General features: G+C 51.6%; 21 protein-coding genes and 1 pseudogene. 14 read left to right on the top strand and 8 right to left on the bottom strand.

What is annotated here, in order from left to right; all coding sequences use genetic code 11:
* Positions 1–172: 172 nt before the first annotated feature.
* Positions 173–1,045, bottom strand: coding sequence for a diguanylate cyclase regulator RdcB family protein (locus tag A1SC_RS04405; RefSeq protein ID WP_016262791.1), 873 nt, complete (start codon positions 1,043–1,045; stop codon positions 173–175).
* Entirely contained in the window at positions 1,042–3,270 is a 2,229-nt protein-coding gene (crfC, locus tag A1SC_RS04410; protein ID WP_016262790.1) for a clamp-binding protein CrfC, read from the bottom strand. The genes A1SC_RS04405 and crfC overlap by 4 nt, the downstream gene beginning before the upstream one ends.
* A gap of 401 nt (positions 3,271–3,671) precedes the next feature.
* Between crfC and A1SC_RS04415 the strand changes: the two genes are divergently transcribed.
* Positions 3,672–4,007 carry a zinc ribbon domain-containing protein YjdM gene (locus tag A1SC_RS04415; RefSeq protein WP_000056775.1) on the top strand — a complete coding sequence of 112 codons (336 nt, stop codon included), beginning with the start codon at positions 3,672–3,674 and terminating at the stop codon, positions 4,005–4,007.
* Positions 4,008–4,315: 308 nt separating this feature from the next.
* Complete coding sequence (gene yjdN, locus A1SC_RS04420; RefSeq protein WP_001131293.1) at positions 4,316–4,759, top strand: VOC family metalloprotein YjdN; 444 nt, start codon at positions 4,316–4,318, stop codon at positions 4,757–4,759.
* 160 nt (positions 4,760–4,919) lie between these two features.
* Here yjdN and yjdP read toward each other — a convergent pair whose 3' ends face one another.
* Positions 4,920–5,249, bottom strand: a complete 330-nt coding sequence (gene yjdP, locus A1SC_RS04425) for a DDRRRQL repeat protein YjdP (RefSeq protein WP_016262789.1) — start codon at positions 5,247–5,249, stop codon at positions 4,920–4,922.
* 68 nt (positions 5,250–5,317) lie between these two features.
* A pseudogene (gene rpiB / locus A1SC_RS04430) lies at positions 5,318–5,584 on the bottom strand (bifunctional allose-6-phosphate isomerase/ribose-5-phosphate isomerase RpiB); the annotation flags it as partial.
* 244 nt (positions 5,585–5,828) lie between these two features.
* Between rpiB and yjcS the strand changes: the two are divergent.
* The 12 genes from yjcS (at position 5,829) to yjcO (ending at position 21,453) form a co-directional block, all read left to right on the top strand.
* Positions 5,829–7,814: an alkyl sulfatase YjcS gene (gene yjcS / locus A1SC_RS04435; RefSeq protein WP_016262788.1), complete on the top strand. Its 1,986-nt coding sequence runs from the start codon at positions 5,829–5,831 to the stop codon at positions 7,812–7,814.
* A gap of 208 nt (positions 7,815–8,022) precedes the next feature.
* Entirely contained in the window at positions 8,023–8,298 is a 276-nt protein-coding gene (locus tag A1SC_RS04440) for a YtcA family lipoprotein (RefSeq protein ID WP_001517588.1), read from the top strand.
* A 19-nt stretch (positions 8,299–8,317) separates the two neighbouring features.
* Complete coding sequence (mdtN, locus tag A1SC_RS04445) at positions 8,318–9,349, top strand: multidrug efflux transporter periplasmic adaptor subunit MdtN (RefSeq protein WP_000446339.1); 1,032 nt, start codon at positions 8,318–8,320, stop codon at positions 9,347–9,349.
* Positions 9,349–11,400, top strand: coding sequence for a multidrug efflux transporter permease subunit MdtO (mdtO, locus tag A1SC_RS04450; RefSeq protein ID WP_001517587.1), 2,052 nt, complete (start codon positions 9,349–9,351; stop codon positions 11,398–11,400). Before mdtN ends, mdtO begins: the two co-directional genes overlap by 1 nt.
* The gene (mdtP, locus tag A1SC_RS04455; RefSeq protein WP_016262787.1) at positions 11,397–12,863 is read left to right on the top strand and encodes a multidrug efflux transporter outer membrane subunit MdtP; all 1,467 of its coding nucleotides are present in this window, start codon (positions 11,397–11,399) and stop codon (positions 12,861–12,863) included. Before mdtO ends, mdtP begins: the two co-directional genes overlap by 4 nt.
* Positions 12,864–13,060: 197 nt before the next feature.
* Positions 13,061–15,208: a formate dehydrogenase subunit alpha gene (gene fdhF, locus A1SC_RS04465; protein ID WP_077627668.1), complete on the top strand. Its 2,148-nt coding sequence runs from the start codon at positions 13,061–13,063 to the stop codon at positions 15,206–15,208.
* A 373-nt stretch (positions 15,209–15,581) separates the two neighbouring features.
* Entirely contained in the window at positions 15,582–17,150 is a 1,569-nt protein-coding gene (locus A1SC_RS04470) for an ABC transporter substrate-binding protein (protein WP_016262786.1), read from the top strand.
* Positions 17,151–17,250: 100 nt separating this feature from the next.
* Positions 17,251–18,300, top strand: coding sequence for an ABC transporter permease (locus A1SC_RS04475; RefSeq protein WP_016262785.1), 1,050 nt, complete (start codon positions 17,251–17,253; stop codon positions 18,298–18,300).
* Entirely contained in the window at positions 18,300–19,133 is an 834-nt protein-coding gene (locus A1SC_RS04480; protein ID WP_001131973.1) for an ABC transporter permease, read from the top strand. Before A1SC_RS04475 ends, A1SC_RS04480 begins: the two co-directional genes overlap by 1 nt.
* Complete coding sequence (locus A1SC_RS04485; RefSeq protein WP_016262784.1) at positions 19,126–19,962, top strand: ABC transporter ATP-binding protein; 837 nt, start codon at positions 19,126–19,128, stop codon at positions 19,960–19,962. The genes A1SC_RS04480 and A1SC_RS04485 overlap by 8 nt, the downstream gene beginning before the upstream one ends.
* Positions 19,949–20,653 (top strand): ABC transporter ATP-binding protein, encoded by a 705-nt coding sequence (locus tag A1SC_RS04490; RefSeq protein WP_016262783.1) that lies wholly within the window; start codon positions 19,949–19,951, stop codon positions 20,651–20,653. Before A1SC_RS04485 ends, A1SC_RS04490 begins: the two co-directional genes overlap by 14 nt.
* Positions 20,654–20,763: 110 nt before the next feature.
* Complete coding sequence (gene yjcO / locus A1SC_RS04495) at positions 20,764–21,453, top strand: Sel1 family TPR-like repeat protein YjcO (protein WP_000720930.1); 690 nt, start codon at positions 20,764–20,766, stop codon at positions 21,451–21,453.
* 161 nt (positions 21,454–21,614) lie between these two features.
* On the opposite strand, the gene gltP is transcribed toward yjcO, so the two are convergent.
* The 4 genes from gltP to A1SC_RS04515 form a co-directional block, all read right to left on the bottom strand.
* Positions 21,615–22,928, bottom strand: coding sequence for a glutamate/aspartate:proton symporter GltP (gltP, locus tag A1SC_RS04500; RefSeq protein WP_016262782.1), 1,314 nt, complete (start codon positions 22,926–22,928; stop codon positions 21,615–21,617).
* A gap of 342 nt (positions 22,929–23,270) precedes the next feature.
* Positions 23,271–23,867 (bottom strand): heme lyase NrfEFG subunit NrfG, encoded by a 597-nt coding sequence (gene nrfG, locus A1SC_RS04505; RefSeq protein ID WP_016262781.1) that lies wholly within the window; start codon positions 23,865–23,867, stop codon positions 23,271–23,273.
* Positions 23,864–24,247 carry a heme lyase NrfEFG subunit NrfF gene (gene nrfF / locus A1SC_RS04510; RefSeq protein WP_001037812.1) on the bottom strand — a complete coding sequence of 128 codons (384 nt, stop codon included), beginning with the start codon at positions 24,245–24,247 and terminating at the stop codon, positions 23,864–23,866. The genes nrfG and nrfF overlap by 4 nt, the downstream gene beginning before the upstream one ends.
* Entirely contained in the window at positions 24,240–25,958 is a 1,719-nt protein-coding gene (locus A1SC_RS04515; RefSeq protein WP_072024168.1) for a heme lyase CcmF/NrfE family subunit, read from the bottom strand. Before A1SC_RS04515 ends, nrfF begins: the two co-directional genes overlap by 8 nt.
* Positions 25,959–25,971 lie beyond the last annotated feature (13 nt).

Below are 25,971 nucleotides of genomic sequence, written 5' to 3'. Positions count from 1 at the left end.
AACAAGCGTAGCGGGTTTATTTACACGTTCTGATTAAGAACTGTACAACCAAACCTGTTGACGCCTGAATTGGGCAGTTAATGACCTTTTTACCCTACCAGCGTTTAAATTTGTGATCAACTTCACACATGGATTTCGTTTAACACTCATTGGTGTAACCGATTATTTACACTTAATTTACAGTGAAGATTTCCTCTACCATCGCCCCCGCCAGACGCTGTGCTGAGCAGAGCCGTGGCATCCCCAGCGCGACAGTTTGCCAGCGTTGGGTTACTGACCAGCAAACGGGCTGTTTATCGGCATCGGACCACTTGCCCAGCCAGCTTAAAAAGTCAGCATAATCTCCGCCAGTCGGGGTAGTGGGAGAGGTAAACCACTGAGGGTAATAATGACGAGTAGTCGGTGCTGCGTTGATACTTTCGGCCAGATATTGCGTCGCTTTCACGCGCAAATCGTCAAGCAACAACACCGCCGCTTGCGGGCTTCCCAGACGGCAGGCATCACCAAACGCCCCCCAGCGCAACTCTTCCAGAACAATGAAACAACGCCCAGGCAACGACCAGGCGTTATACGCACCAGCACGCCAGCGGGTAAAAACTTGCGCGCTCTGCTCGCCCGCCTGCACCAGTAATCCTCGTTGCATTAACGCTTTTTCCTTCCAGCAACAACGGCTGGAAAACCACCCATACAACGCGGCAATTTGCTGCGGAAGTTTCGGGAAAGCAGATTGTGGGCGGTGATCCATTTTTTGCAAAAGTGCCAGATGTTGCGCGACCTGCGTCAGCGCCAGATGAGCGGGATCAAGCATCGCCGCCAGTTTTTCCACCAATGTCAGGCGCAGGCTAAGCGGCGCATTTAACATTCCTGCGTTCGCCCACGTCTGAAGCTGTGTGCGAGCAAGGATCTCCTGCATCAGCCGTTCGCGAAACTGCTGCTGATGGGCTTGTGGATAGCGGGCGTCATTGCCCTGCGCCAGATCCACTAAAAAGCGGGGATAAACCGACTCCAGCACGCGACCGGGGCCGTCCAGTAACGTCTTAGTCAATATCGTTCTGCCGTGAAAAGTGTTTGAATATCATCGCGTAACAACTGAGAGTCCGTATAAATCCAGCCGTGAGTCATCACAGTCTGCTGCAATTGCTGCTGCATCATCTTAACTACAGATTCATTTTGTTGACGCAGAGCCAGGCTTTCGCGTAAACGCGTCTGTAATTCCGTCAAGCATAAAGCGAAATCAGCAAAAAAAGTGCTCATGTCTGCCGTGACAGAATCATCGACCTGAACCGCCAAAGCTTTAGCCATTTGTTGGCAATAAAGGTCGACTTCCGCGGTTAACATTCGTTGTAGCGCGCTGTAATCAATAGCCTCCGGCGGAGATTTCTCACTACTCCGCCCCCAGTCGGGCTGATTCAGCCAGCGCGAGAAAGTCTCACGCACAATGCCAAAACGGGTGATCTGCTCATCCGTTTTTTCCTGGCGAGATATTGCATTGCTGAACAACTGACGAGTATTGAAGTGGGGAGCTGCGCTGTGAAAAGCAGGAAAATGAAATCCAGGACGAAACCCGGACTCACTCAATTCCGTTTTAACCCGTTGCTCAATGGGACGAATAACATCGGTTAACACCCGGCAAAGGGTTGATTCCAGTTCAGTAAAACGCAGCGTGAAGTCACGGCTGATTTTGGTTTGTGCCGTCTGTAACAACGTCTCGCAGCGGGTGCGGATCTCACTTAACGGCCACGAATCATGTTGAAACAGCGCAGCTAACTGGGCATTCACCTCATTTTGCTGCTGACACAGAAAGTCGGTGGCTGACGTCAGGGCCACCTTGATTTCATGTTTAATCTCGCCACTCACCTGTACCTGATTGAGCTGCAATAGCTGCATATTTTCTTCAACCTGGCGGATATTTTGCCGCAATTGTTCGCAGGCGACGTTCAGCCCGTGTGCGCGAAAATCCAGATATTCCCGCGCCTGCAGGGCGTAATTCAACAACTTATGCGATGCAGATCGCAGAGCATATAACGACGCGTTAGCGTAGGCGGCATGGAGTAACGCCTGAACCGGTTGGGCGAATAGCGAATCGTCCCACAGTTGATCGGCAGCATGACGAATATGGTCGATATCCGCCAGATCGGCGTTACACCAGCGCCTGCCCAGCGCCGCATGAGCAAAATCCTCCACCCAGCGTTGTTGCTCCGGTGCTGGTAATTTACCGTTGTTGACTAACTCATGGCGTGCCCGATTCGCCAGATAGCCCCACATCGACGACACCGGAAATATCTGCCCAGGCGTAACGCAACCTTTCATCAGCGTCCCGGAAATCAGCGCCCTCACCTGTTCGGCATCGTCACTGTTCCGATCCTGCTGATCGAACTTATTGACCAGTACATACAGCGGTACTGATTTCCCCACCGCTAAAACCGCCTCACGAACCTCCTCATCGGAGATTGACTTCAGTTGCGTATAATCCAGTACCGCCAGCACTGCGGAGGCGCGCGCCAGTTGCTCGTTAAGCATTTCTTGTAGATGTGGTTGCCCGGCTTCATTTGGCCCGGGAGTATCCAGTAACGTTAACTGCCCGGGATAACTCTCCAGCCCCGCCAGATGGACAAACTCCACTTCAATCACTGGAATATGCTCAATGGCGGCATAAGCAGAAAAGGGAAAATCGACGTCCAGCGCCTTCGCCAGACGCACCAAATCATTCAAACTTTTCAGGCAATGAAAAATAGGCTGGGCACCAAGATAATATTTTTCGAAAGCGATGCCATTTTCGATCCGCTGCATAAGTGCGCGCATATCTTTATCTATTTCCAGCAGATCGGTCAGATGTTTAATATCGAAATCACGCAAGCGCTGTTGTAATTGTTGGATTAAACGGTCGATTGGCGCGACATGCGAAAAATGCAACACCGGTTCTTTTTGCCCCGGAGCATGGCGAATAAGCGTCGGTAGCGCAGTCATAGGACGGTTGCGATTAGGAAGAACTTCAGTGCCAACAATAGCGTTAATGGTGGTTGATTTCCCTGCTTTCATGGTGCCAACAATCGCCAGCACCATTTCCAGACGGGAGATTTTACGCAGCTCATTACTCAACATGGCATGATGCTCGTCGATATTATGCTGCCCCCAGGGCAAAGTCAGTGGTGGTGTATCTTCTCCGGGTACAGAGAGAGGCATTTTTTCCAGTAACTGCAACTGTTGTCGGGAAAGCTGTAACAGGCGTTCAGCCTCCTGACTTAACTCATATATTGTCTGTGTGTACATGGAAAATTCTTCCTTAAAGCAAATTTTATTACTTTTATTTAGCCAGATTGTTTTTTAGTTCTGCTTTCGGATTTTATAATTACAGCAGTAAATAACTCTTATAATTAATATAGTGTTTTTATCCGAATGAATAAGCCTCTTCCGATACATTTAAAATGTCAGAAAGATAGAAATAATAATTGAATTAAAAAAAGAACAAGAAGAGAGCTAACCTTAACTTAAATAATAAATGGAGGCAAAAAGATTATTTTCTTTTTGCGTTGTCTTTCAAATGAAAACGTTTGTCGTCTAAAATCAGCAGTACCCCCGACAAACTCAGGGATTTTGTGTATAATTGCGGCCTTTTTCGGCAATCTGCCGTTTTTTGGCGCTTTTGCCCTGCTGACTTTGAGGAAATCCACATGTCATTACCAAACTGCCCGAAATGCAACTCCGAATACACTTACGAAGATAACGGCATGTACATCTGCCCGGAATGCGCCTACGAATGGAACGACGCTGAACCTGCACAGGAAAGCGACGAGCTGATCGTTAAAGATGCTAACGGCAACCTGCTGGCTGACGGCGACAGCGTTACCATCATTAAAGACCTGAAGGTAAAAGGTAGCTCTTCGATGCTGAAGATCGGCACCAAAGTGAAAAACATCCGCCTGGTTGAAGGTGACCATAACATCGATTGCAAAATCGATGGTTTTGGCCCGATGAAACTGAAATCTGAGTTTGTGAAAAAGAACTGATTTCGATTGCCGGGTGCGAAGCATCCGGCAACGGTGCCAATGCCTGATGCGACGCTTGCACATCGTATCAGGCCGGGGAATTCCCGCGCTATCCGTAGGCCGGATAAGGCGTTTACGCCGCATCCGGCAATGGTGCCAAATGCCTGATGCGACGCTCGCCGCGTCTTATCAGGCCTACAAATTCCCACACCATCCGGCAACTGTGCCAATGCCTGATGCGACGCTCGCCGCGTCTTATCAGGCCTACTCTTCATCTGTACAAAATTCAAACTACACTTAACTGACTTCTCTTCACTGAGGTTACCATCATGCCGTTAAGTCCCTACATCTCTTTTGCCGGTAACTGTGCCGACGCAATAGCCTATTATCAACGCACGTTGGACGCGGAACTACTGTATAAAATCAGCTTCGGAGAAATGCCGAAACCCGCACAGGAAAGCGCCGAAGGCTGCCCATCAGGAATGCAATTCCCCGATACTGCCATCGCCCATGCTAACGTGCGCATTGCCGGTAGCGATATCATGATGAGCGATGCCATACCGTCAGGAAAAGCCAGCTACTCCGGCTTTACGCTGGTGCTCGATTCGCAACAGGTCGAAGAAGGGAAACGCTGGTTTGACAACCTTGCTGCCAATGGAAAAATCGAAATGGACTGGCAGGAAACCTTCTGGGCGCATGGCTTCGGCAAAGTCACCGATAAATATGGAGTGCCGTGGATGATTAATGTCGTTAAACAGCAGCCCACAAAATAAGCCCCACCGGGAGGCTCGTCCTCCCGCGATGTGAACAGACGTTCTTGTCACAAGTGACTTTGTTATACACAGAGTCGAGGAGTGAGTTACGCTTCTGAAGGCGATCGTTGCGGATAAACTGGAACCGGGGTTAACCAGCAATCAGGCAAAAACGATCCGACTAACGCCCATACTCATCTTCCATTCTCCGTTCTTCATCTTCCAGTTGCCGACGCTCCTGATCAAGCTGGCGCTGGCGGTCATCCAGTTGCCTGCGGCGATCTTCAAACTGGCGGTGGCGATCATCATATTGTCTGCGACGATCGTCGCTCACTTCACGCTGCCAACCGTCATCACGCGAATCTTCATAATCGCGTCCACGGTCAGGATTATAAGCGTCGTTAATCGCCTGCTGAATATTGCCAATGGTGTCATCGATAATATCGGCATGAGTCGGAACAGCGGTCAGCGTGAGCAGGGTAAATAAAAATAACAGCGGATAGCGTTTCATTAACTAACCTCAGAAAGAGACTCTATCCACATTAGTCATTACTCATCCATGCAAACAGTGGATGAATCTCAATTCCTCCGCTGCTCTATTGCCATAATCGCCTCCACACGCTGTTGATGACGACCGCCTTCGTACTGCGCCCCCAGCCATGCATCCACAATCATTTTCGCCAGTTCGAGGCCAACCACTCGTGAACCAAAAGCCAGCACGTTGGTGTCGTTATGTTGCCGCGAGAGTTGCGCGGAATAAGGTTCGCTACAGACGACCGCACGAACTCCGGCAAACTTGTTCGCCGCTATCGAAATGCCGACACCTGTACCACAAATCAAAATCCCGCTATGCTAACGATATTACCGTTAATATATATAATTAAAGAATAAACCGTTTCGTATTATTTATAGAAAAAATAAAACTATCGCCGTCTTCCTTCTTCAGCACTAATGCCTAATAAAATAGCGTGTTCTGCTCACACTTACTCTTATTAAAGTCGAAGTTTCCCAATTATGATAACGCCAGTTTCAAATGACGTATTTTGTATGGGTCATATATTTACGACACAAATGATAAATGGAGATTTATATGAATAACTCACGGTTATTCCGTTTGAGCAGGATTGTTATTGCATTAACCGCCGCCAGCGGCATGATGGTAAATACCGCTTACGCGAAAGAAGAAGCTCAGGCTGCCAGCCAATATACTCAGCAAATTAACCAGAACTACGCCAAATCATTGCCGTTTAGCGATCGTCAGGATTTTGACGATGCCCAACGTGGATTTATCGCCCCGCTACTGGATGAAGGTATTCTGCGTGATGCTAACGGAAAAGTTTATTATCGGGCAGATGATTACAAATTTGATATTAATGCCGCCGCACCGGAAACCGTAAATCCCAGTCTGTGGCGTCAGTCGCAGATCAACGGCATTTCTGGCCTGTTTAAAGTCACCGATAAAATGTATCAAGTGCGCGGTCAGGACATCTCTAACATTACGTTCGTTGAAGGCGAGAAAGGGATTATTGTTATCGACCCACTGGTGACGCCGCCAGCCGCGAAAGCCGCACTTGACCTTTACTTCCAGCATCGTCCGCAAAAACCAATTGTTGCCGTTATCTACACCCACAGCCACGCCGACCATTATGGCGGAGTGAAAGGCATTATCACTGAAGCTGATGTTAAATCAGGGAAAGTTCAGGTAATCGCTCCGGCAGGCTTTATGGACGAAGCTATCAGCGAAAACGTGCTGGCGGGTAACATCATGAGCCGCCGAGCCCTTTACTCTTACGGCCTGTTACTGCCGCACAACGCACAGGGCAACGTGGGTAATGGCCTCGGTGTTACGCTGGCGACCGGCGACCCGAGCATTATTGCGCCAACCAAAACAATTGTCAGAACTGGCGAGAAGATGATTATCGATGGTCTGGAGTTTGACTTCCTGATGACCCCAGGCAGCGAAGCACCCGCGGAAATGCATTTCTATATTCCGGCCCTGAAAGCGCTGTGCACCGCCGAGAACGCCACTCACACCCTGCACAACTTCTACACCCTGCGCGGCGCGAAAACCCGCGACACCAGCAAGTGGACCGAGTACCTGAACGAAACGCTGGATATGTGGGGTAACGAAGCGGAAGTACTGTTTATGCCACACACCTGGCCAGTCTGGGGCAATAAGCATATCAATGATTATATTGGTAAATATCGCGATACCATCAAGTACATTCACGATCAGACCCTGCACCTGGCAAACCAGGGCTACACCATGAATGAAATCGGAGACATGATTAAGTTGCCGCCAGCACTTGCCAACAACTGGGCCAGCCGCGGCTACTATGGCTCTGTTAGCCATAACGCCCGCGCGGTGTATAACTTCTATCTTGGCTACTACGATGGCAATCCGGCTAACCTGCATCTATATGGTCAGGTGGAGATGGGCAAGCGTTATGTACAGGCGCTGGGCGGTTCCGCGCGCGTGATCAACCTGGCACAGGAAGCGAATAAGCAAGGGGATTACCGCTGGTCGGCAGAATTACTGAAACAGGTGATTGCCGCCAATCCGGGTGACCAGGTAGCGAAAAATCTGCAAGCCAAAAACTTTGAACAGCTTGGTTATCAGGCCGAGTCCGCCACCTGGCGCGGTTTCTACCTGACTGGTGCGAAAGAGCTGCGCGAAGGAGTACATAAGTTCAGCCACGGCACCACCGGTTCCCCGGACACCATTCGCGGGATGTCAGTCGAAATGCTGTTCGAATTTATGTCCGTGCGCCTCGATAGCGAAAAAGCCGCTGGCAAAAATATCAGCCTGAACTTCAATATGAGTAACGGCGATAACCTCAACCTGACGCTGAACGATAGCGTGCTTAACTACCGTAAAACGCTGCAGCCTGAAGCCAACGCCGCTTTCTACATCAGCCGTGAAGATCTGCACGCGGTGCTGACCGGACAGGCGAAAATGGCAGAGCTGGTAAAAGCGAAGAAAGCCAAAATTATTGGCAATGGTGCGAAACTGGAAGAAATTATTGCCTGTCTGGATAATTTTGATTTGTGGGTGAATATCGTTACCCCAAATTAATTCCACTCACTTTCGGGGGCAATTAAGCTCCCGAAAGCATTTATATTAAAAATATAAATCATTAACTAATACATAAAATAAATAAGTTATGAATGCGGTGGCTGAATAAAGCTATTTTTATTCCACAAGAAAATAGCCATACTGACGCCTTCAATGGATATTGACATTCACTACAGATATTGTTCGCAGCAGACAGGATGTATTTATTATGCCAACAGTTCTCTCTCGCATGGTGATGCAACTCAAAAAAGCAACCTGGATAATTCCCGTCTTCATGGTTTCGGGATGCTCATTATCTCCGGCGATCCCGGTAATCGGCGCTTATTATCCCGGCTGGTTTTTCTGCGTTATTGCCAGCCTTATTGTGACTCTCATCACAAGGCGAATTATTCAGCGGGCAAATATCAATCTGGCATTTGTCGGAATTATTTATACCGCCCTTTTTGCTCTCTACGCCATGCTGTTCTGGCTGGCATTTTTCTAATCTATTTTGAGATGCGCTCATGGAAAGTACGCCGAAAAAAGCTCCTCGCAGTAAATTCCCTGCCCTGCTGGTGGTTGCGCTGGCACTGGTTGCCGCTGTTTTTGTTATCTGGCGCGTCGACAGTGCGCCATCAACTAACGACGCTTACGCGTCAGCCGATACCATTGATGTAGTACCGGAAGTCAGCGGTCGCATTGTAGAACTGGCAGTCACCGACAACCAGGCAGTTAAACAAGGTGATTTACTGTTTCGCATCGACCCGCGCCCGTACGAAGCTAATCTGGCGAAAGCCGAAGCTTCCCTCGCCGCGCTGGATAAGCAAATTATGCTCACTCAGCGTAGCGTTAATGCCCAACAGTTCGGTGCTGACTCGGTTAACGCCACGGTAGAAAAAGCTCGCGCCGCTGCCAAACAGGCCAACGATACATTACGCCGTACCGAGCCGCTACTGAAGGAAGGTTTTGTCTCTGCGGAAGATGTAGACCGCGCGAGAACCGCACAGCGTGCGGCAGAAGCCGATCTTAATGCTGTATTGTTGCAGGCACAGTCAGCCGCCAGCGCCGTTAGCGGCGTCGATGCACTGGTCGCGCAACGCGCGGCGGTCGAAGCGGATATTGCCCTGACCAAACTGCATCTGGAAATGGCCACTGTTCGCGCACCGTTCGATGGTCGGGTGATTTCCCTCAAAACCTCGGTTGGGCAATTTGCCTCCGCGATGCATCCTATTTTCACGCTAATCGACACCCGTCACTGGTACGTGATCGCCAACTTCCGCGAAACCGATCTGAAAAACATTCATGCCGGTACGCCTGCGACAATTCGCCTGATGAGCGACAGCGGCAAAACCTTCGAAGGTAAAGTAGATTCCATTGGCTACGGTGTGTTGCCGGATGACGGTGGTCTGGTGCTTGGCGGTCTGCCGAAAGTGTCTCGTTCTATTAACTGGGTCCGCGTTGCCCAGCGTTTTCCGGTCAAAATCATGGTCGATAAACCTGACCCGGAAATGTTCCGTATCGGCGCATCGGCAGTCGCTAATCTTGAGCCGCAATAATGAGCGCCCTCAACTCCCTGCCATTACCGGTGGTCAGGCTGCTGGCGTTCTTTCATGAAGAGCTAAGCGAGCAACGGCCAGGTCGCGTGCCGCAGACCGTGCAGCTCTGGGTAGGCTGCCTGCTGGTAGTGCTAATCTCGATGACCTTCGAGATCCCCTTCGTGGCGTTATCACTGGCAGTGCTGTTTTACGGTATTCAGTCGAACGCGTTTTACACCAAATTTGTGGCGTTCCTGTTTGTGGTCGCCACAGTGCTGGAGATCGGCAGCCTGTTTTTGATCTACAAATGGTCTTACAGCGAACCGTTGATCAGACTGATCATCGCCGGGCCGATCCTGATGGGCTGTATGTTTTTGATGCGCACCCATCGGCTGGGGCTGGTCTTTTTTGCCGTCGCTATCGTCGCCATTTACGGGCAAACCTTCCCCGCCATGCTCGATTATCCGGAAGTCGTCGTGCGCTTAACGCTGTGGTGTATTGTTGTCGGCCTCTACCCGACGTTATTGATGACGTTAATCGGCGTGTTGTGGTTTCCCAGCCGCGCCATCACGCAAATGCATCAGGCACTTAATGACCGACTTGATGAAGCGGTAAGCCACATGACAGAAAGCCTCACGCCACTACCTGAAACGCGGATTGAAAGAGAGGCGCTGGCGCTGCAAAAACTCAGTGTCTTTTGCCTCGCGGATGACGCCGACTGGCGAACCCATAGCGCATGGTGGCAAAGCTGCGTGGCAACGGTAACCTACATTTACTCGACGCTGAATCGCTACGATCCCACCGCGTTTGCTGACTCGCTGGCAATCATTGAGTTCCGGCAAAAACTAGCCCTGGAAATCAACAAACTGCAACATGCTATTGCACAAGGTCAATGCTGGAAAAGCAACTGGCGGTTAAGTGAAGAGGAAGCAATGGCGGCGCGGGAATGTAACCTGGAGAATATCTGCCAGACGCTGTTACATCTTGGTCAGATGGACCCGCATACGCCGCCGACACCCGCCGCCAAACCACCTTCATTCGTACCCGATGCCTTTACCAATCCGGACTATATGCGCTATGCAGTGAAAACGCTGCTGGCCTGTTTAATCTGTTACACCTTCTATAGCGGCGTGGACTGGGAAGGCATTCACACCTGTATGTTGACCTGCGTGATCGTCGCTAACCCAAATGTTGGTTCATCGTACCAGAAGATGGCGTTGCGTTTTGGCGGGGCTTTTTGTGGGGCAATTCTGGCGCTGCTAATGACCATTTTAGTCATCCCCTGGCTGGACAATATTGTCGAATTGCTGTTTGTGCTGGCACCGATTTTCCTGTTGGGGGCGTGGGTTGCCACCAGCTCTGAACGTTCTTCTTATATCGGAACGCAGATGGTGGTGACCTTCGCGCTCGCCACACTCGAAAACGTTTTTGGTCCGGTGTATGACCTGGTGGAAATACGCGATCGCGCCATCGGTATTCTTATCGGCACTGCGGTATCGGCAGTGATTTACACCTTTGTCTGGCCTGAAAGCGAAGCGCGCACACTACCGCAAAAACTGGCTGGCGCGCTGGGTATGTTAAGCAAACTGATGCGTATTCCTCGCCAGCAGGAAGCTACAACGCTGCGTACCTATATACAAATTCGTATTGGTCTGCATGCAGCGATTAATGCCTGTGAAGAGATGTGTCAACGTGTGGCGCTGGAGCGTCAACTAGATAGCTCAGAGCGTGCTTTGTTGGTTGAACGTTCGCAAACAGTGATTCGCCAGAGCCGTGACCTTCTTCACGCCTGGGACGCTACCTGGAACTCGGCGCAGGCACTGGATCACGCGCTCCAGCCGGACAGGGCAAGCCAGTTTGCTGAGGCGCTGGAGAAATACTCCACGGGTCTGGCAACCACAATCAGCCATTCGCCAGTGATAGCGCTTGAAGAGACACCTGCCTCGCAGGCCATCCTGCCCACCTTATTAAAACAGGAGCAACACGTCTGTCAGCTCATCGCCCACTTGCCAGACTGGACTGCCCCGGCATTAACGCCCGCCACGGAACAGGCACAAGGAGCCACTCAATGATCAATCGTCAACTTTCACGCTTGTTGTTGTGCAGCATTCTCGGCAGCGCGACGCTGATTTCCGGTTGTGCGTTGGTGCGTAAGGATTCAGCCCCTCATCAACAACTTGAACCAGAGCAAATCAAACTTGCCGATGATATCCATCTGGCCAGTTCCGGTTGGCCACAAGCACAGTGGTGGAAACAGTTTCATGATCCACAACTGGATGCGCTGATCCAACGGACGTTAAGCGGTTCGCACACCCTCGCTGAAGCGAAATTGCGGGAGGAAAAAACGCAGTCGCAAGCTGATTTGTTAGATGCCGGTTCACAATTACAGGTTGCGGCGTTAGGGATGCTTAACCGCCAGCGCGTTTCGGCAAACGGCTTTTTAAGCCCTTATGCGATGGATGCGCCCGCACTGGGAATGGACGGGCCGTACTATACCGAAGCTACAGTAGGTTTGTTTGCTGGACTGGATCTCGATTTGTGGGGTGTGCATCGCTCAGCGCTTGCTGCCGCCATTGGCGCGCATAACGCGGCTCTGGCAGAAACCGCAGCGGTGGAGTTATCGCTGACCACTGGCGTGGCGCAGCTTTATTACAGTATGCAGGCCAGCTACCAGATGCTCGATCTGTTAGAACAAACCCGCAGTGTGATTGATTACGCGGTGAGAGCGCACCAGAGTAAAGTGACGCATGGTCTGGAAGCGCAAGTGCCTTTCCACGGCGCGCGGGCACAGATTCTGGCGGTCGATAAACAAATTGCTGCCGTCAAAGGGCAAATCACCGAAACGCGAGAATCCCTGCGCGCATTGATTGGCGCGGGAGCCAGCGATATGCCAGAGATCAAACCGGTGGCGTTACCGCAAGTACAGACTGGCATTCCGGCGACGCTCTCTTATGAGTTGCTCGCCAGACGTCCGGATCTGCAAGCCATGCGCTGGTATGTTCAGGCGTCATTAAATCAGGTGGATTCCGCACGGGCGCTGTTCTACCCGAGCTTTGATATCAAAGCGTTTTTCGGACTGGATTCCATTCACCTGGACACCTTGTTCAAAAAAACCAGCCGCCAGTTCAACTTCATACCAGGTCTGAAATTGCCGCTGTTTGACGGTGGACGCCTGAATGCCAATCTCGAAGGCACGCGCGCCGCCAGCAACATAATGATTGAACGTTACAACCAGTCAGTACTGAACGTGGTGCGCGACGTTGCAGTCAATGGCACGCGTTTGCAAACGCTGAATGAAGAACGGGAGATGCAGGCAGAACGCGTAGAAGCGACTCGCTTCACCCAGCGCGCCGCCGACGCCGCCTACAGACGTGGATTAACCAGCCGTTTACAGGCAACCGAAGCCCAGTTGCCGGTACTTGCCGAAGAAATGTCCTTACTCATGCTGGATAGTCGCCGCGTGATTCAAAGTATTCAGTTGATGAAATCGCTGGGCGGCGGGTATCAGGCTGCCCCGATCGTTGAGAAGAAATAAAACAGACGTCGCGTGATGGCTGTCACGCGGCATATCGTTTCGTCACGTCAAAACTGACGACAGCCTGTTTTTCGTCAGAGTTTTGAACAAAAAGCGCCCGTAATATCAGGGAATGTCCCCAAATAAAAGGTGGCATAAAAGATGCATACTGTAGTCGAGAGCGCGTATGCGTGATTTGATTAACTGGAGCGAGACCGATGAAAAAAGTCGTCACGGTTTGCCCATATTGCGCATCAGGTTGCAAAATCAACCTGGTCGTCGATAACGGCAAAATCGTCCGGGCGGAGGCAGCGCAGGGGAAAACCAACCAGGGTACTCTGTGTCTGAAGGGTTATTATGGCTGGGATTTCATTAACGATACCCAGATCCTGACCCCGCGCCTGAAAACCCCCATGATCCGTCGCCAGCGTGGCGGCAAACTCGAACCTGTTTCCTGGGATGAGGCACTAAATTACGTTGCCGAGCGCCTGAGCGCCATCAAAGAGAAGTACGGTCCGGATGCCATCCAGACGACCGGCTCCTCGCGCGGTACGGGTAACGAAACCAACTATGTAATGCAAAAATTTGCGCGCGCCGTTATTGGTACTAATAACGTTGACTGCTGCGCTCGCGTCTGACACGGCCCATCGGTTGCAGGTCTGCACCAATCGGTCGGTAACGGCGCAATGAGCAATGCCATTAACGAAATTGATAATACCGATTTAGTGTTCGTCTTTGGGTATAACCCAGCGGATTCCCACCCGATCGTAGCGAATCACGTGATTAACGCTAAACGTAACGGGGCGAAAATTATCGTCTGCGATCCGCGCAAAATTGAAACTGCGCGCATTGCTGACATGCACATCGCACTGAAAAACGGCTCGAACATCGCGCTGTTAAATGCGATGGGCCATGTCATTATTGAAGAAAATCTGTACGACAAAGCGTTCGTCGCTTCCCGTACGGAAGGCTTTGAAGAGTATCGTAAAATCGTTGAAGGCTACACGCCGGAATCGGTTGAAGATATCACCGGCGTCAGTGCCAGTGAGATTCGTCAGGCGGCGCGGATGTATGCCCAGGCGGAAAGCGCATCCATTCTGTGGGGCATGGGTGTTACCCAGTTCTATCAGGGCGTGGAAACCGTGCGTTCTCTGACCAGCCTCGCAATGCTGACTGGTAACCTCGGTAAGCCGCATGCGGGCGTTAACCCGGTTCGTGGTCAGAACAACGTGCAGGGTGCCTGCGATATGGGCGCACTGCCAGATACGTATCCTGGCTATCAGTACGTGAAAGATCCGGCTAACCGCGAGAAATTCGCCAAAGCCTGGGGTGTAGAAAGTCTGCCAGCCCATACCGGTTACCGCATCAGCGAGTTACCGCACCGCGCAGCGCATGGCGAAGTCCGTGCGGCGTACATTATGGGCGAAGATCCGCTGCAAACTGACGCGGAACTGTCGGCAGTACGTAAAGCCTTTGAAGATCTGGAACTGGTCATCGTCCAGGACATCTTTATGACCAAAACTGCGTCAGCGGCGGATGTCATTTTACCGTCAACCTCGTGGGGCGAACATGAAGGTGTCTATACTGCGGCTGACCGTGGTTTCCAGCGTTTCTTCAAGGCGGTTGAACCGAAGTGGGATCTGAAAACGGACTGGCAAATCATCAGTGAAATTGCCACCCGTATGGGTTATCCGATGCACTACAACAATACCCAGGAGATCTGGGATGAGTTGCGTCATCTGTGCCCGGATTTCTACGGTGCGACTTACGAGAAAATGGGCGAACTGGGCTTCATTCAGTGGCCTTGCCGCGATACTTCAGATGCCGATCAGGGGACTTCTTATCTGTTTAAAGAGAAGTTTGATACCCCGAACGGCCTGGCGCAGTTCTTCACCTGCGACTGGGTAGCGCCAATCGACAAACTCACCGACGAGTATCCAATGGTACTGTCAACGGTGCGTGAAGTTGGGCACTACTCCTGTCGTTCGATGACCGGTAACTGTGCGGCACTGGCAGCTCTGGCTGATGAACCTGGCTACGCACAAATCAATACCGAAGACGCAAAACGTCTGGGTATTGAAGATGAGGCACTAGTTTGGGTGCACTCGCGTAAAGGCAAAATTATCACCCGCGCGCAGGTCAGCGATCGTCCGAACAAAGGGGCGATTTACATGACCTACCAGTGGTGGATTGGTGCCTGTAACGAGCTGGTTACCGAAAACTTAAGCCCGATTACCAAAACGCCGGAGTACAAATACTGCGCCGTGCGCGTCGAGCCGATTTCCGATCAGCGCGCCGCCGAGCAGTACGTGATTGACGAGTACAACAAGTTGAAAACTCGCCTGCGCGAAGCGGCGCTGGCGTAATACCGCTTTAACTCACGTTAAAGGCGACGGTATTACCCAACGCCTTTGTATCAATCCGGGAACGCTCATCCGTTTCCGGATTTTTTATACATACCCGCGCAGTCAGACCAGTCCATCCTGGTTATCAGCGACATCCTCTCCGTTGTTATTCTCATCCAATCACAAGTGCAAATGAGAATTATCTTTACTCAATTCCCATCGCGGCCTAACGTAATAATACTTTACATTTGATGATTAAAATTTCGGCAAGGTGAGAAATCATCGACCGTCTAACATGCTCTATTAAAGGGATATTTTGGCGCAATTTATGCAGTAATGCCCCGTCAGATAGCGTATTGATAACCTCAAAGTAACTTCAGGGATTGGGAAGCATATGATTAAAAAACTATTATCTTTACTGGTATTAAGCGCAATTTCCGCCACCGCCTTTGCCGCGACACCGCCGAATACGTTGGTTGTTGCCCAGGGACTGGATGATATTGTGAGTCTGGATCCGGCAGAAGCTAATGAACTCTCCAGTATTCAGACTGTACCAAGCCTGTATCAACGCGTTGTGCAGCCGGATCGTAACGATCCCGCGAAAATCACTCCGATTCTGGCCGAAAGCTGGCAGGCTGATCCTGTAGCAAAAACGCTGACCATAAAACTCAAAAGCGATGCGAAATTTGCCTCCGGTAATCCGGTGCGCCCGGAAGATGTGATTTACTCTTATATCCGTGCCGTCACGCTGAATAAGTCCGGTGCGTTTATTCTCAATGTACTGGGCTGGCAACCGGAAAATATCGCCAGCCAGTTGAAGAAAATCGACGACCATACTGTCCAGGTACAGTGGAGTGCTGACGTCAGTCCGGCGCTGGCGCTGAATATTCTCTCTACGCCAATTGCCTCAATTGTTGACGAGAAGTTGGTTGCGCCAAACGCCAAAAATAACGACTTTGGTAATGAATGGCTGAAGATGCATTCCGCTGGCAGCGGCGCGTTTAAAATGCGTACCTACCAACCGCATCAGGCCATCGTGATGGAAGCCAACGCCAGTTCACCGACCGGCGCACCGAAGCTGAAAAGCGTCATCATCAAAAATGTTCCCGATCCTGCAACGCGTCGCCTGCTAATCCAACAAGGCGATGCTGATATGGCTCGCGATCTGGGGGCAGACCAAATTGATGCATTACAGGGTAAACCTGGCGTCAAAGTGATGAGTATTGCCTCCGCTGAGCAGAACTATCTGGCCTTTAATACCGGCAACAAGGATAACCCGCTGATGAGTAATCCTGCGTTCTGGGAAGCTGCTCGCTGGTTGGTCGATTACGACGGCATCACCAAAAATCTGCTGAAAGGACAATACTTTACCCATCAAAGTTTCCTGCCAGTAGGTTTCCCCGGAGCACTGGAAGAGACACCGTTCACCTTTAATCCTGCCAAAGCAAAAGAGATCCTCGCTAAAGCTGGAATCAAAGACCCGCACTTCACGCTTGATGTCGAAAATAAACCGCCATTTATTACCATCGCGCAGTCAATTCAGGCCAGCTTTGCTCAGGGTGGTGTAAAAGTGGATTTGCTGCCAGCCGCGGGGAGCCAGGTTTACTCACGGGTTCGCGCCCATCAGCATCAGGGGGCCATTCGTATGTGGTTGCCTGATTATTTTGACGCACATTCCAACGCCAGCTCTTTCGCCTATAACGATGGCAAATCCAGCACCGTTGCCGGGTTAAATAGCTGGAAAATCCCGGAACTGAACAAAGAAACGCTGGCGGCAGTCGCTGAACCCGATAATGCTAAACGTCTTGATTTATATAAAAAAATGCAACAAGAACTGCAACGTAGTTCCCCGTATGTCTTTATTGATCAAGGCAAAACGCAAATTGTCATGCGTGATAATGTGCAGGGTTATCAACAAGGATTGAATGCCGATATGGTCTGGTTTGATCAGGTAACCAAATAATCCTGTACGCCACTCGCGCCCGACAACGTTATCGGGCGCGGTTACCAGGGCTGGTCCGCACTGCAGACCAGTCGCTGATTTTTCACTGTATGGAAAGATCATGTCTGCCGCTTTTTCCACTCACGCGAGATGGCGAGGCAAACGCCCTCTACTCGCGCTCTTGCAGGGACTGTTTACCGTCTCTCTGACGTTGCTCGGCCTGCTGCTGATTACCTTTGCGCTTTCGGCCCTCTCACCGGTCGATCGGGTACTGCAAATCGTTGGCGATCACGCCAGCCAGTCCACCTATGATCAGGTGCGCCACCAGTTAGGGTTAGATCAACCGTTAGCCGTCCAGTTCTGGCATTACCTGGTGAATCTGGCTCACGGCGATCTCGGCATTGCCAGCGCTACCGGGCAACCGGTTCTCCAGGACTTGCTATCGGCGTTTCCGGCGACCCTGGAACTGGCGACGTTGGCGCTTATTGTCGGCTCCGTTGTCGGCGTTATTGCGGGTGTACTTTGCGCCCGTTATGTCGGTTCACCGCTGGATTTCGCCGTGCGGACACTGACTCTGCTGGGAAATTCCGTCCCCATTTTTTGGCTTGGTCTGCTGATGCTGGCACTGTTTTACGCCAGACTGCAATGGAGTGCCGGACCGGGTCGGCTGGATGATATTTATCAATTCACCATTGACCCCCGCAGCGGATTTGCGCTGATTGATACGTGGCTTTCTGGCGATCGCGAGGCGTTTACCAATGCCATCAACCATTTGATACTGCCGGTTTTATTACTGGCGTACTTCTCACTCGCCAGTATTACGCGCCTGACACGTTCCGCTTGTCTTGGCGAAATGAATAAAGAATATATTCTGCTGGCGCGCGCCAAAGGGGCCAGCGAGATGACAATTTTGCTACGTCATGTTTTGCCCAACATTCGCGGCACCTTGCTCACCGTTATCGCTCTCGCCTATACATCGATGCTGGAAGGCGCGGTACTGACAGAAACTGTCTTTTCATGGCCTGGCATTGGGCGCTATCTCACCACGGCGCTGTTCGCGGGCGACACTACAGCAATCATGGGGGGAACATTGCTGATTGGCGTCTGCTTTGTGTTGATAAATAACCTCACCGACCTGCTGATCCGGCTGACCGATCCGAGGTTGCGCTGATGCCGATGTTTCTCTTTTTACGCCGTTTGCGTCATTCACCCGCCGCGTTCTGCGGTTTGATAATTATCCTGTTATTGATGCTAATTGCGCTCTTCGCGCCGTGGCTGGCTCCTCACGATCCTAACTGGCAGGATGCGGCTGCACGGTTACAAGCGCCGGGTAGCCAGCACTGGCTCGGAACAGATAGTTACGGGCGAGATCTGCTTTCACGTTTAATCTACGGCAGCCGACCAGCGCTGGGTCTGGTGGCACTGGTGACCATCATTACACTCCCGGTCGGCCTGCTGATTGGCATTTTATCCGGATACTATGGTGGCTGGCTGGAACGCGTGCTGATGCGTTTTACTGACGTGGTGATGTCAATGCCGCGTTTGATTCTGGCCTTTGCTTTCGTTGCCATGCTGGGGCCGGGGCTGGTTAACGGCGCGCTGGCGCTGGCGTTAACCACCTGGCCCGCTTATGCGCGTCAGGCGCGCAGTGAGATCCAACGTCTACGACACAGTGATTATCTTGCTGCTGCAGAGATGATGGGCATCCGCGGCTGGCGTCTGCTTATTGGTCATATTTTGCCATTGTGCCTGCCATCGGCCATTGTCCGCCTGGCGCTGGATTTAGCAGGCATCATTCTGGCGGCTGCTGGCCTGGGTTTTCTTGGTCTTGGTGCTCGTCCGCCAATGGCGGAATGGGGAGCCATGATCGCTGATGGTATGCAGGTCATTTTCGATCAATGGTGGATTGCCGCCGCGCCCGGCGCAATTATCTTAATTGCCAGCCTGGCCTTTAATCTACTGGGCGATGGCTTGCGCGATGTTCTGGAGCCACAACATGACTGATCCGCGCCTTAGTATCAACAATCTCTGTGTCGACTATCCGGGTTCCCGGGTCGTTAACAATATCAGTTTTACATTAGGCAATGAGCGTCTGGCGCTGGTCGGTGAGTCAGGTTCGGGTAAGTCCATGACCGCCCGCGCCCTGATGGGGCTGGTACGCAAACCCGGAGTGGTAACCGCAGACACACTTAACATCCTGGGTCGTGATGCGCTCACCCTTAACGCGCGTGGATGGCAACAACTGCGCGGTAACGATATCGCAATGGTATTGCAAGATCCGCGTTATGCACTTAATCCTGTGAAAACTGTGAAAGCGCAACTGGAAGAGGCACTTACGCTTCACCAACGCCTGAGTCGCCGCGAAAAAGAAGAGAAAATAAATACCGCAATTCAGGCTGTCGGCCTTAATACGCGAGTGTTGCAAAGCTATCCACGAGAACTTTCTGGCGGGATGGGGCAGCGAGTGATGATTGCAATTGCGCTCATCAACAATCCCCGGGTATTGATTGCCGATGAGCCAACATCGGCACTGGATGTTCGCCTGCGCAATCAGATTCTGGAACTGCTGGTGACCCTGTGTGAACAACGACAGATGGCGATGCTGCTGATCAGTCACGACCTGCCATTAGTTGCCCAATTTTGCCACCGGGTGCTGGTGATGTATCAGGGAAGTAAGGTGGATGAAATGCGCGCCGATGCGCTACCCACAGCAACACACCCTTACACGCGCACACTGTGGACTTGCCGCCCGAGTGCGCAAACTTACGGACAGATGCTGCCGACGCTGGACAGGACGGCGATGACGCCGGAGAAATACCATGACGATTGTTGAAATTAATCACTTGCAGGTTACTTTTGCTGAGAAAACCGCAGTTTCAGCCGCCAGTTTTTCGGTTAATGCCGGAGAAACATTTAGCTTAATTGGCGAATCAGGCTGTGGAAAATCCACAATTTTGCGCGTAATTGCCGGATTACAGCGCGACTGGCGCGGCCAGGTATCGCTGTTTGGGCGCACCATCAAACCAGGCATGCGTTTTCAGGGCGATCTCCGCCGCAATGTGCAAATGGTGTTTCAGGATCCCTATGCCTCATTGCATCCCAATCATACGTTGTGGCGAACGCTGGCTGAACCACTCAAAATCCGTGGTGAACGTGAAATAGAAAAACACGTCCATACCGCACTGGAACAAGTTGGTTTACCTGCCGACGCCGCTCGCCGCTACCCGCATCAACTTTCCGGTGGTCAGCGACAACGTGTGGTTATTGCTCGCGCCCTATTATTACGGCCACAACTTCTTCTGCTGGATGAACCCACCTCAGCACTGGATATGTCGGTACAAGCGGAAATTCTTAATTTGTTGAATCAACTGAAGCGGAAGCACCAAATGACCTATCTGCTGGTCAGCCACGATGCAGATGTCATCGCGCACATGTCTGACCGGGCGGCAATGATGGATGGGGGGAAAATTCAGCGATTTTTCGATCGCAACGCTCTGGAAAAAGGTGAGCATCGGATGGATTAAAAATCCTTACATCGCATTAAATCATTCTGCCTGCAGGTCTTTTTACAGTTGTTTTTTTGTCCATCCGAACACTTTATACTGTCTATACCCTACCAAACCTCATTATCAAAATGAAAAAAATTATCACTTTGATGTTATTTTTGACATTCTTTGCCCACGCAGACGACTCCGAGCCAGGCAGCCAGTATGTAAAGGCAGCAGAGGCCGGAGATAAACGCGCACAATATTTTCTTGCCGATAGCTGGTTTAGCTCCGGCGACTTGAGCAAAGCCGAATATTGGGCACAGAAAGCCGCTGACAGCGGTGATGCCGATGCCTGCGCGCTGTTAGCGCAGATCAAAATCACTAATCCGGTCAGTCTGGACTATCCACAAGCAAAAGTGCTTGCCGAAAAAGCGGCGCAAGCTGGCAGTAAAGAAGGTGAAGTGACGCTGGCACATATTCTGGTTAATACCCAGGCAGGTAAACCGGATTATCCGAAAGCGATTTCACTGTTAGAAAACGCCTCGGAAGATTTGGAGAACGACTCCGCCGTTGATGCCCAAATGCTGCTTGGCTTAATTTACGCCAACGGCGTGGGCATCAAGGCCGACGATGACAAAGCAACCTGGTATTTCAAGCGTAGCTCTACCATTTCCCGTACCGGGTATTCCGAGTACTGGGCGGGAATGATGTTCTTAAACGGTGAAGAAGGTTTTATCGAGAAGAACAAACAAAAGGCGCTGCACTGGTTGAACCTGAGCTGTATGGAAGGGTTTGATACCGGATGTGAAGAATTTGAAAAGTTAACTAATGGCTAAAATTGGGGTGTCGGATGCGGCGTAAACGCCTTATCCGACCTACAAAAATTACGCTAAATCAGGCTATTGTGCAGTCTGGCGTAGGCCTGATAAGACGCGGTAAGCGTCGCATCAGGCATCCACACATTGCCGGGTGGATATAACTTCCCGGCAATCTTCAATTACTGATCCGCAGTCTTATCAAATTTGCCCAGCACTTCACGCTCGTAGGCCATCGCCTTTTTGCGGTCAAATTTGTGTTCCCACTTGGCAATTACCAGCACCGCCAGCGCATTACCCACCACGTTCAGCGCAGTACGCGCCATATCGAGGATACGGTCAACACCGGCAATAAACGCCAGGCCTTCCAGCGGGATCCCCACGCTACCCAGCGTTGCCAGTAGCACCACAAACGACACGCCCGGCACGCCAGCAATCCCTTTCGAGGTCACCATCAGCGTCAGTACCAGAATGATTTCCTGCCAGATGGACAAGTCAATGCCATACAACTGGGCGATGAAGATAGCGGCAATACTTTGATACAGCGTCGAACCATCGAGGTTAAAGGAGTAACCAGTTGGCACCACGAAACTGGTGATTGACGCTGGTGCGCCGTAGGCTTCCATCTTCTCGATAATCCGCGGCAGCACACTTTCAGAGCTGGCAGTGGAGTACGCCAGAATCAGCTCGTCTTTCAGAATACGAATCAGGATCCAGACGCTTAACCCGCACAGGCGCGCCACAATTCCCAACACCACCAGCGCAAAGAACAGAATGGCAAAATGCACCAGCAGCACCAGTTTCGCCAGCGGCCACAGAGAAGAAAAACCAAAGTTAGCTACTGTCACCGCAATCAACGCAAACACACCAATCGGCGCGTAACGCATCACCATGTGAGTCACTTTAAACATGGTTTCGGAGATGGAGCGGAACACGGTCACCAACGGTTCACGATGCGTCGCGGGCAGGGAGGAAAGTCCCAGACCAAACAACACCGAGAAGAAGATGATCGGCAGCATTTCGCCTTTCGCCATCGACGCCACAATGTTCGTCGGCACCAGCGACAAAATAGTGCCCATTATGCCGTGGGAACTGCTTTGTACCGCTTCCGTGGTGCTCTGATATTTCGAAATATCGACAGTCGCCAACTGCGACATATCCACCCCGGAACCGGGCTGGAAGACGTTCGCCAGAGTGATCCCCAGAATGATAGCGACGGAGGTGATCACCTCGAAGTAGATAATGGTTTTCGCGCCAATTCGTCCGAGTTGTTTAGCATCACCAACACCTGCAATCCCAACAACCAGCGTGGAGATAACAATCGGCACAACAATCATTTTGATCAGGTGGATAAAAATATCACCCGCCGGAGAGAGCAAATTGACGACCAGCCATTCGCGGCTGTCGCTATGGTAGTGCAGGTAACTTCCCAGGAGAATGCCCAGCACCATAGCAAACAGAATCTGCCAGGCCAGGCTGAATTTTATATTTTTCATCAGAATAACTTCCTCAATGGAGCGCCGCTCTCCCGTTCAAAAACGTGAGAACGTGACATACTGCCAGGGCATGAATTGTGTTGCGTTGGTTTGTAGATTTTTTTAACGCTTATGATCAGTATCATTTGCGCGGTATGTTGCGCAACCCTTTAACAACAGAGCTTTTCGCTGCATTAATGCATAATAACGCGAGTTTATGGCAAGATTAATGCATAACCATTTGTTATGGAAAGATTTTTATTTGTTTAATTTGCAATAATACTGATTGGTGATTATTTTCTGAATGCGTTCATTCGGTTAATTTTTATGCAGCTCAATAACATAATCTTCAGCTCCGGATGATTAATCCGATCGCCGCTGCAGCAGTTTTGCCATATTAATCGACTCAACCAACTGTGTCCGGTTTACCCTGGGTGAGTTGAGATCCATCACTTTTTGCCATAGTTCGATGGATTGCGCGTAGTTCGCCTGCATAAACGCATCAGAAGCCAGCAGCATCAGGGCGGTGATTTCGTTTTCGTCCAGCGCCAGGGCTTTGTCGATCATCGCACGAGCCTGGGCGGTCATATGCTGGCTGGCCTGGTAATAAAGCACCGTCGCCAGCGCCGCGTACAGTTCAGCGTTCTCACCGCGCAGTCGCAGCGCCTGACGGTACGCCAGCAGCGAATTACTGTAATCGTTTTGCCACAGGTAATACTCGCCCAGCAGCGCCCACTGTTCGCTATTTTGCGGGTTGGCGCGAATTTTATCCTGCAATGCCTGAAGCTGTGTCTCCGGTGTTTGCTGGCTGGTAAACTGATGTAACGGATCGCGCTGGCGCAGATACTCCGCACGTGCCGCCTGCCATTTCGGACTTAACAGATAACCGCCGATACAGAGCAGCGCCATCACAACCGCCAGCGCCACCAGCGTTTTTACCGGCACTTGAGGCTGTTTCATCGTTTCCCCCTCACCCGCCAGAGGATCAGCGCCATCAGCAGTAACAACACCACTGGCAGCGCCCACAGGAGCAGCGTCTGGCTGGTCAGCGGTGGGTTATAGCGGACAAAATCACCGTAGCGTTCGGTCATCCAGCCGACAATCTCAGCTTTGCTTTTCCCCTCCGCCACCATCTTGTAAACCTGATGACGCATACTGACTGCCACCGGCGCGTTGGATTCCAGTAAGTTCTGATTCTGACACTGCGGGCAACGTAACTGACTGGCAATATTTAACGCCTGTTCCTGTTGTTGCAGATTGGCGAATTGCCAGGTGTCTACGACCTGGGCGTGTGCAAAACAGGCAAATATCAACAGTAACGTGAGAAGCAATTTATTCATCGCGATTTCTCCCCCGCCATCCGCTTAGCAATGCACCCGCAATCATCAACAACCCTCCCCCCCAGATCCAGCGCACGCCGCTTTGTACATACAAACGAAAAGCGTATCGATCTGGCCCGGTTTTCTCCCCCATCACTGCATACCAGTCATGGATGCCGTTCCAGCAAATAGACGGCTCCATCATTTGCTGACGGCGCGCTTCATAAAAACGCCGCTCCGGCGTCAGTTCACCAATACGTTGCTGATGGTCAAACAGCGCCACTACCGCTTTTTCGCTGGTGTAATTGCCTTTGGCTTGCAGATCGAGGCGTTCAAAACGGAAGGTGTAACCCGCCAGCGTCACCTGCTGACCCGGCTGTAAATTCAGGCTGATCTCCTGACGGCTAATGCTGGAAACCACGATCCCGGCGGCAAATAACAGCACACCAGAATGTGCCAGCAGCGCCGGAAGCGGTGCACGTTTGCCAGAGACATACGTCGCCAGCACAATCACCACCAGCATCAACAAACCAAACGGTAATGTCGCGCGATTAAAATACGGCGCACCAACGGAGAGACGCCCCCAGCCCAGCAGGCCGTAAATCATCGGATACAGCGTTCCCACCAGTACGATCAGCAGCACCGCGCAAAACAGTAACAGCGTTGCGAGAATTAACATTTCCCGCGATACCCCCGAAAAACGCACCGCAGAGCCACCGTCCCGCGCCCGCCAGCTATACAGCGCCAAAGACGCAAGGCTAATCAGTGCAAACAGGCTGAACAGCGGCACGGCGCGAACGTTATCCAGCGCGAACGCATGAACCGAAACCAGAATGCCGGAACGAACAATCAACGTACCCAGCAGCGACAACATCAGCGTAACTATCGCCAGCAACAGCGACCAGTGGCGGAAAATTCCCTGCCGACGAGTCAGAGACAAACTGTGCAGCAGCGCAGTGGCAGAAAGCCAGGGTAATAAGGAGGCGTTTTCCACCGGGTCCCAGAACCACCAGCCGCCCCAACCCAGTTCGCAATAGGCCCACCAGGAACCGAGGATGATCCCCGCCGTTAATGCACACCACCCCGGCAGCGCCCATCGCCAGCAGACACGGGCGCTGGCTGCATCAAACTCGCCGCGCAGTAAACTCGCCAGCGCCACACTCGTCGCCACCATCAAACCGCCATAGCCGAGATAAAGCAGCGGCGGATGGAAGATAAGACCTGGATGCTGCAGCATCGGATTGAGATCGCGGCCTTCGATTGCTGGTGGGAATATGCGCACAAAGGGATCAGACCACAGCAACACAAACAGCAGCAGCGCGGCGAGTATGAGAGATAAAACGGCTAACGTGAGCGGAAATAGCGACCCGGTTTGCTGCCGATAATGCCAGGCAAACAGCGCGCTCCAGGCGGAAAGCAACAGCACCCAAAGCATCAACGAACCTTCATGACCGCCCCACACCGCCGCCAGTTTGAGTTCCCACGACAGCAAACTGTAGCTATGTTGAGCGACATAAATAACCGAGAAATCGCTGGTGAGAAAACAATACGTCAGTACGCCAAAGGCAAGCAGCAGGAGCGCGAACTGTGCCAGAGTGCCGATGCTGGTGAGCCGCATCATAGCAGGCCAGCGCAGTCGCACACCCACGAAGGTCGTCAACGGGGTCAACACGTTGACCCCGAGACTTAACAACAACGCCAGAAAACCGACTTCAGGAAGGAATACGTCCAGAAACCACCTCTTT

The sequence above is a fragment of the Escherichia sp. KTE52 genome (assembly GCF_000408325.1).
Lineage (GTDB): Bacteria > Pseudomonadota > Gammaproteobacteria > Enterobacterales > Enterobacteriaceae > Escherichia > Escherichia marmotae.
The sequence above is the reverse complement of the archived record's forward strand: the minus strand, read 5'-3'. Positions and strand labels throughout refer to the sequence as shown.

Coding starts and splice junctions, on each gene's coding strand:
- crfC (WP_016262790.1), bottom strand. CDS start 3,270: ATGTACACACAGACAATATATGAGTTAAGTCAGGAGGCTGAACGCCTG.
- A1SC_RS04415 (WP_000056775.1), top strand. CDS start 3,672: ATGTCATTACCAAACTGCCCGAAATGCAACTCCGAATACACTTACGAA.
- yjdN (WP_001131293.1), top strand. CDS start 4,316: ATGCCGTTAAGTCCCTACATCTCTTTTGCCGGTAACTGTGCCGACGCA.
- yjdP (WP_016262789.1), bottom strand. CDS start 5,249: ATGAAACGCTATCCGCTGTTATTTTTATTTACCCTGCTCACGCTGACC.
- yjcS (WP_016262788.1), top strand. CDS start 5,829: ATGAATAACTCACGGTTATTCCGTTTGAGCAGGATTGTTATTGCATTA.
- A1SC_RS04440 (WP_001517588.1), top strand. CDS start 8,023: ATGCCAACAGTTCTCTCTCGCATGGTGATGCAACTCAAAAAAGCAACC.
- mdtN (WP_000446339.1), top strand. CDS start 8,318: ATGGAAAGTACGCCGAAAAAAGCTCCTCGCAGTAAATTCCCTGCCCTG.
- mdtO (WP_001517587.1), top strand. CDS start 9,349: ATGAGCGCCCTCAACTCCCTGCCATTACCGGTGGTCAGGCTGCTGGCG.
- mdtP (WP_016262787.1), top strand. CDS start 11,397: ATGATCAATCGTCAACTTTCACGCTTGTTGTTGTGCAGCATTCTCGGC.
- A1SC_RS04470 (WP_016262786.1), top strand. CDS start 15,582: ATGATTAAAAAACTATTATCTTTACTGGTATTAAGCGCAATTTCCGCC.
- A1SC_RS04475 (WP_016262785.1), top strand. CDS start 17,251: ATGTCTGCCGCTTTTTCCACTCACGCGAGATGGCGAGGCAAACGCCCT.
- A1SC_RS04480 (WP_001131973.1), top strand. CDS start 18,300: ATGCCGATGTTTCTCTTTTTACGCCGTTTGCGTCATTCACCCGCCGCG.
- A1SC_RS04485 (WP_016262784.1), top strand. CDS start 19,126: ATGACTGATCCGCGCCTTAGTATCAACAATCTCTGTGTCGACTATCCG.
- A1SC_RS04490 (WP_016262783.1), top strand. CDS start 19,949: ATGACGATTGTTGAAATTAATCACTTGCAGGTTACTTTTGCTGAGAAA.
- yjcO (WP_000720930.1), top strand. CDS start 20,764: ATGAAAAAAATTATCACTTTGATGTTATTTTTGACATTCTTTGCCCAC.
- gltP (WP_016262782.1), bottom strand. CDS start 22,928: ATGAAAAATATAAAATTCAGCCTGGCCTGGCAGATTCTGTTTGCTATG.
- nrfG (WP_016262781.1), bottom strand. CDS start 23,867: ATGAAACAGCCTCAAGTGCCGGTAAAAACGCTGGTGGCGCTGGCGGTT.
- nrfF (WP_001037812.1), bottom strand. CDS start 24,247: ATGAATAAATTGCTTCTCACGTTACTGTTGATATTTGCCTGTTTTGCA.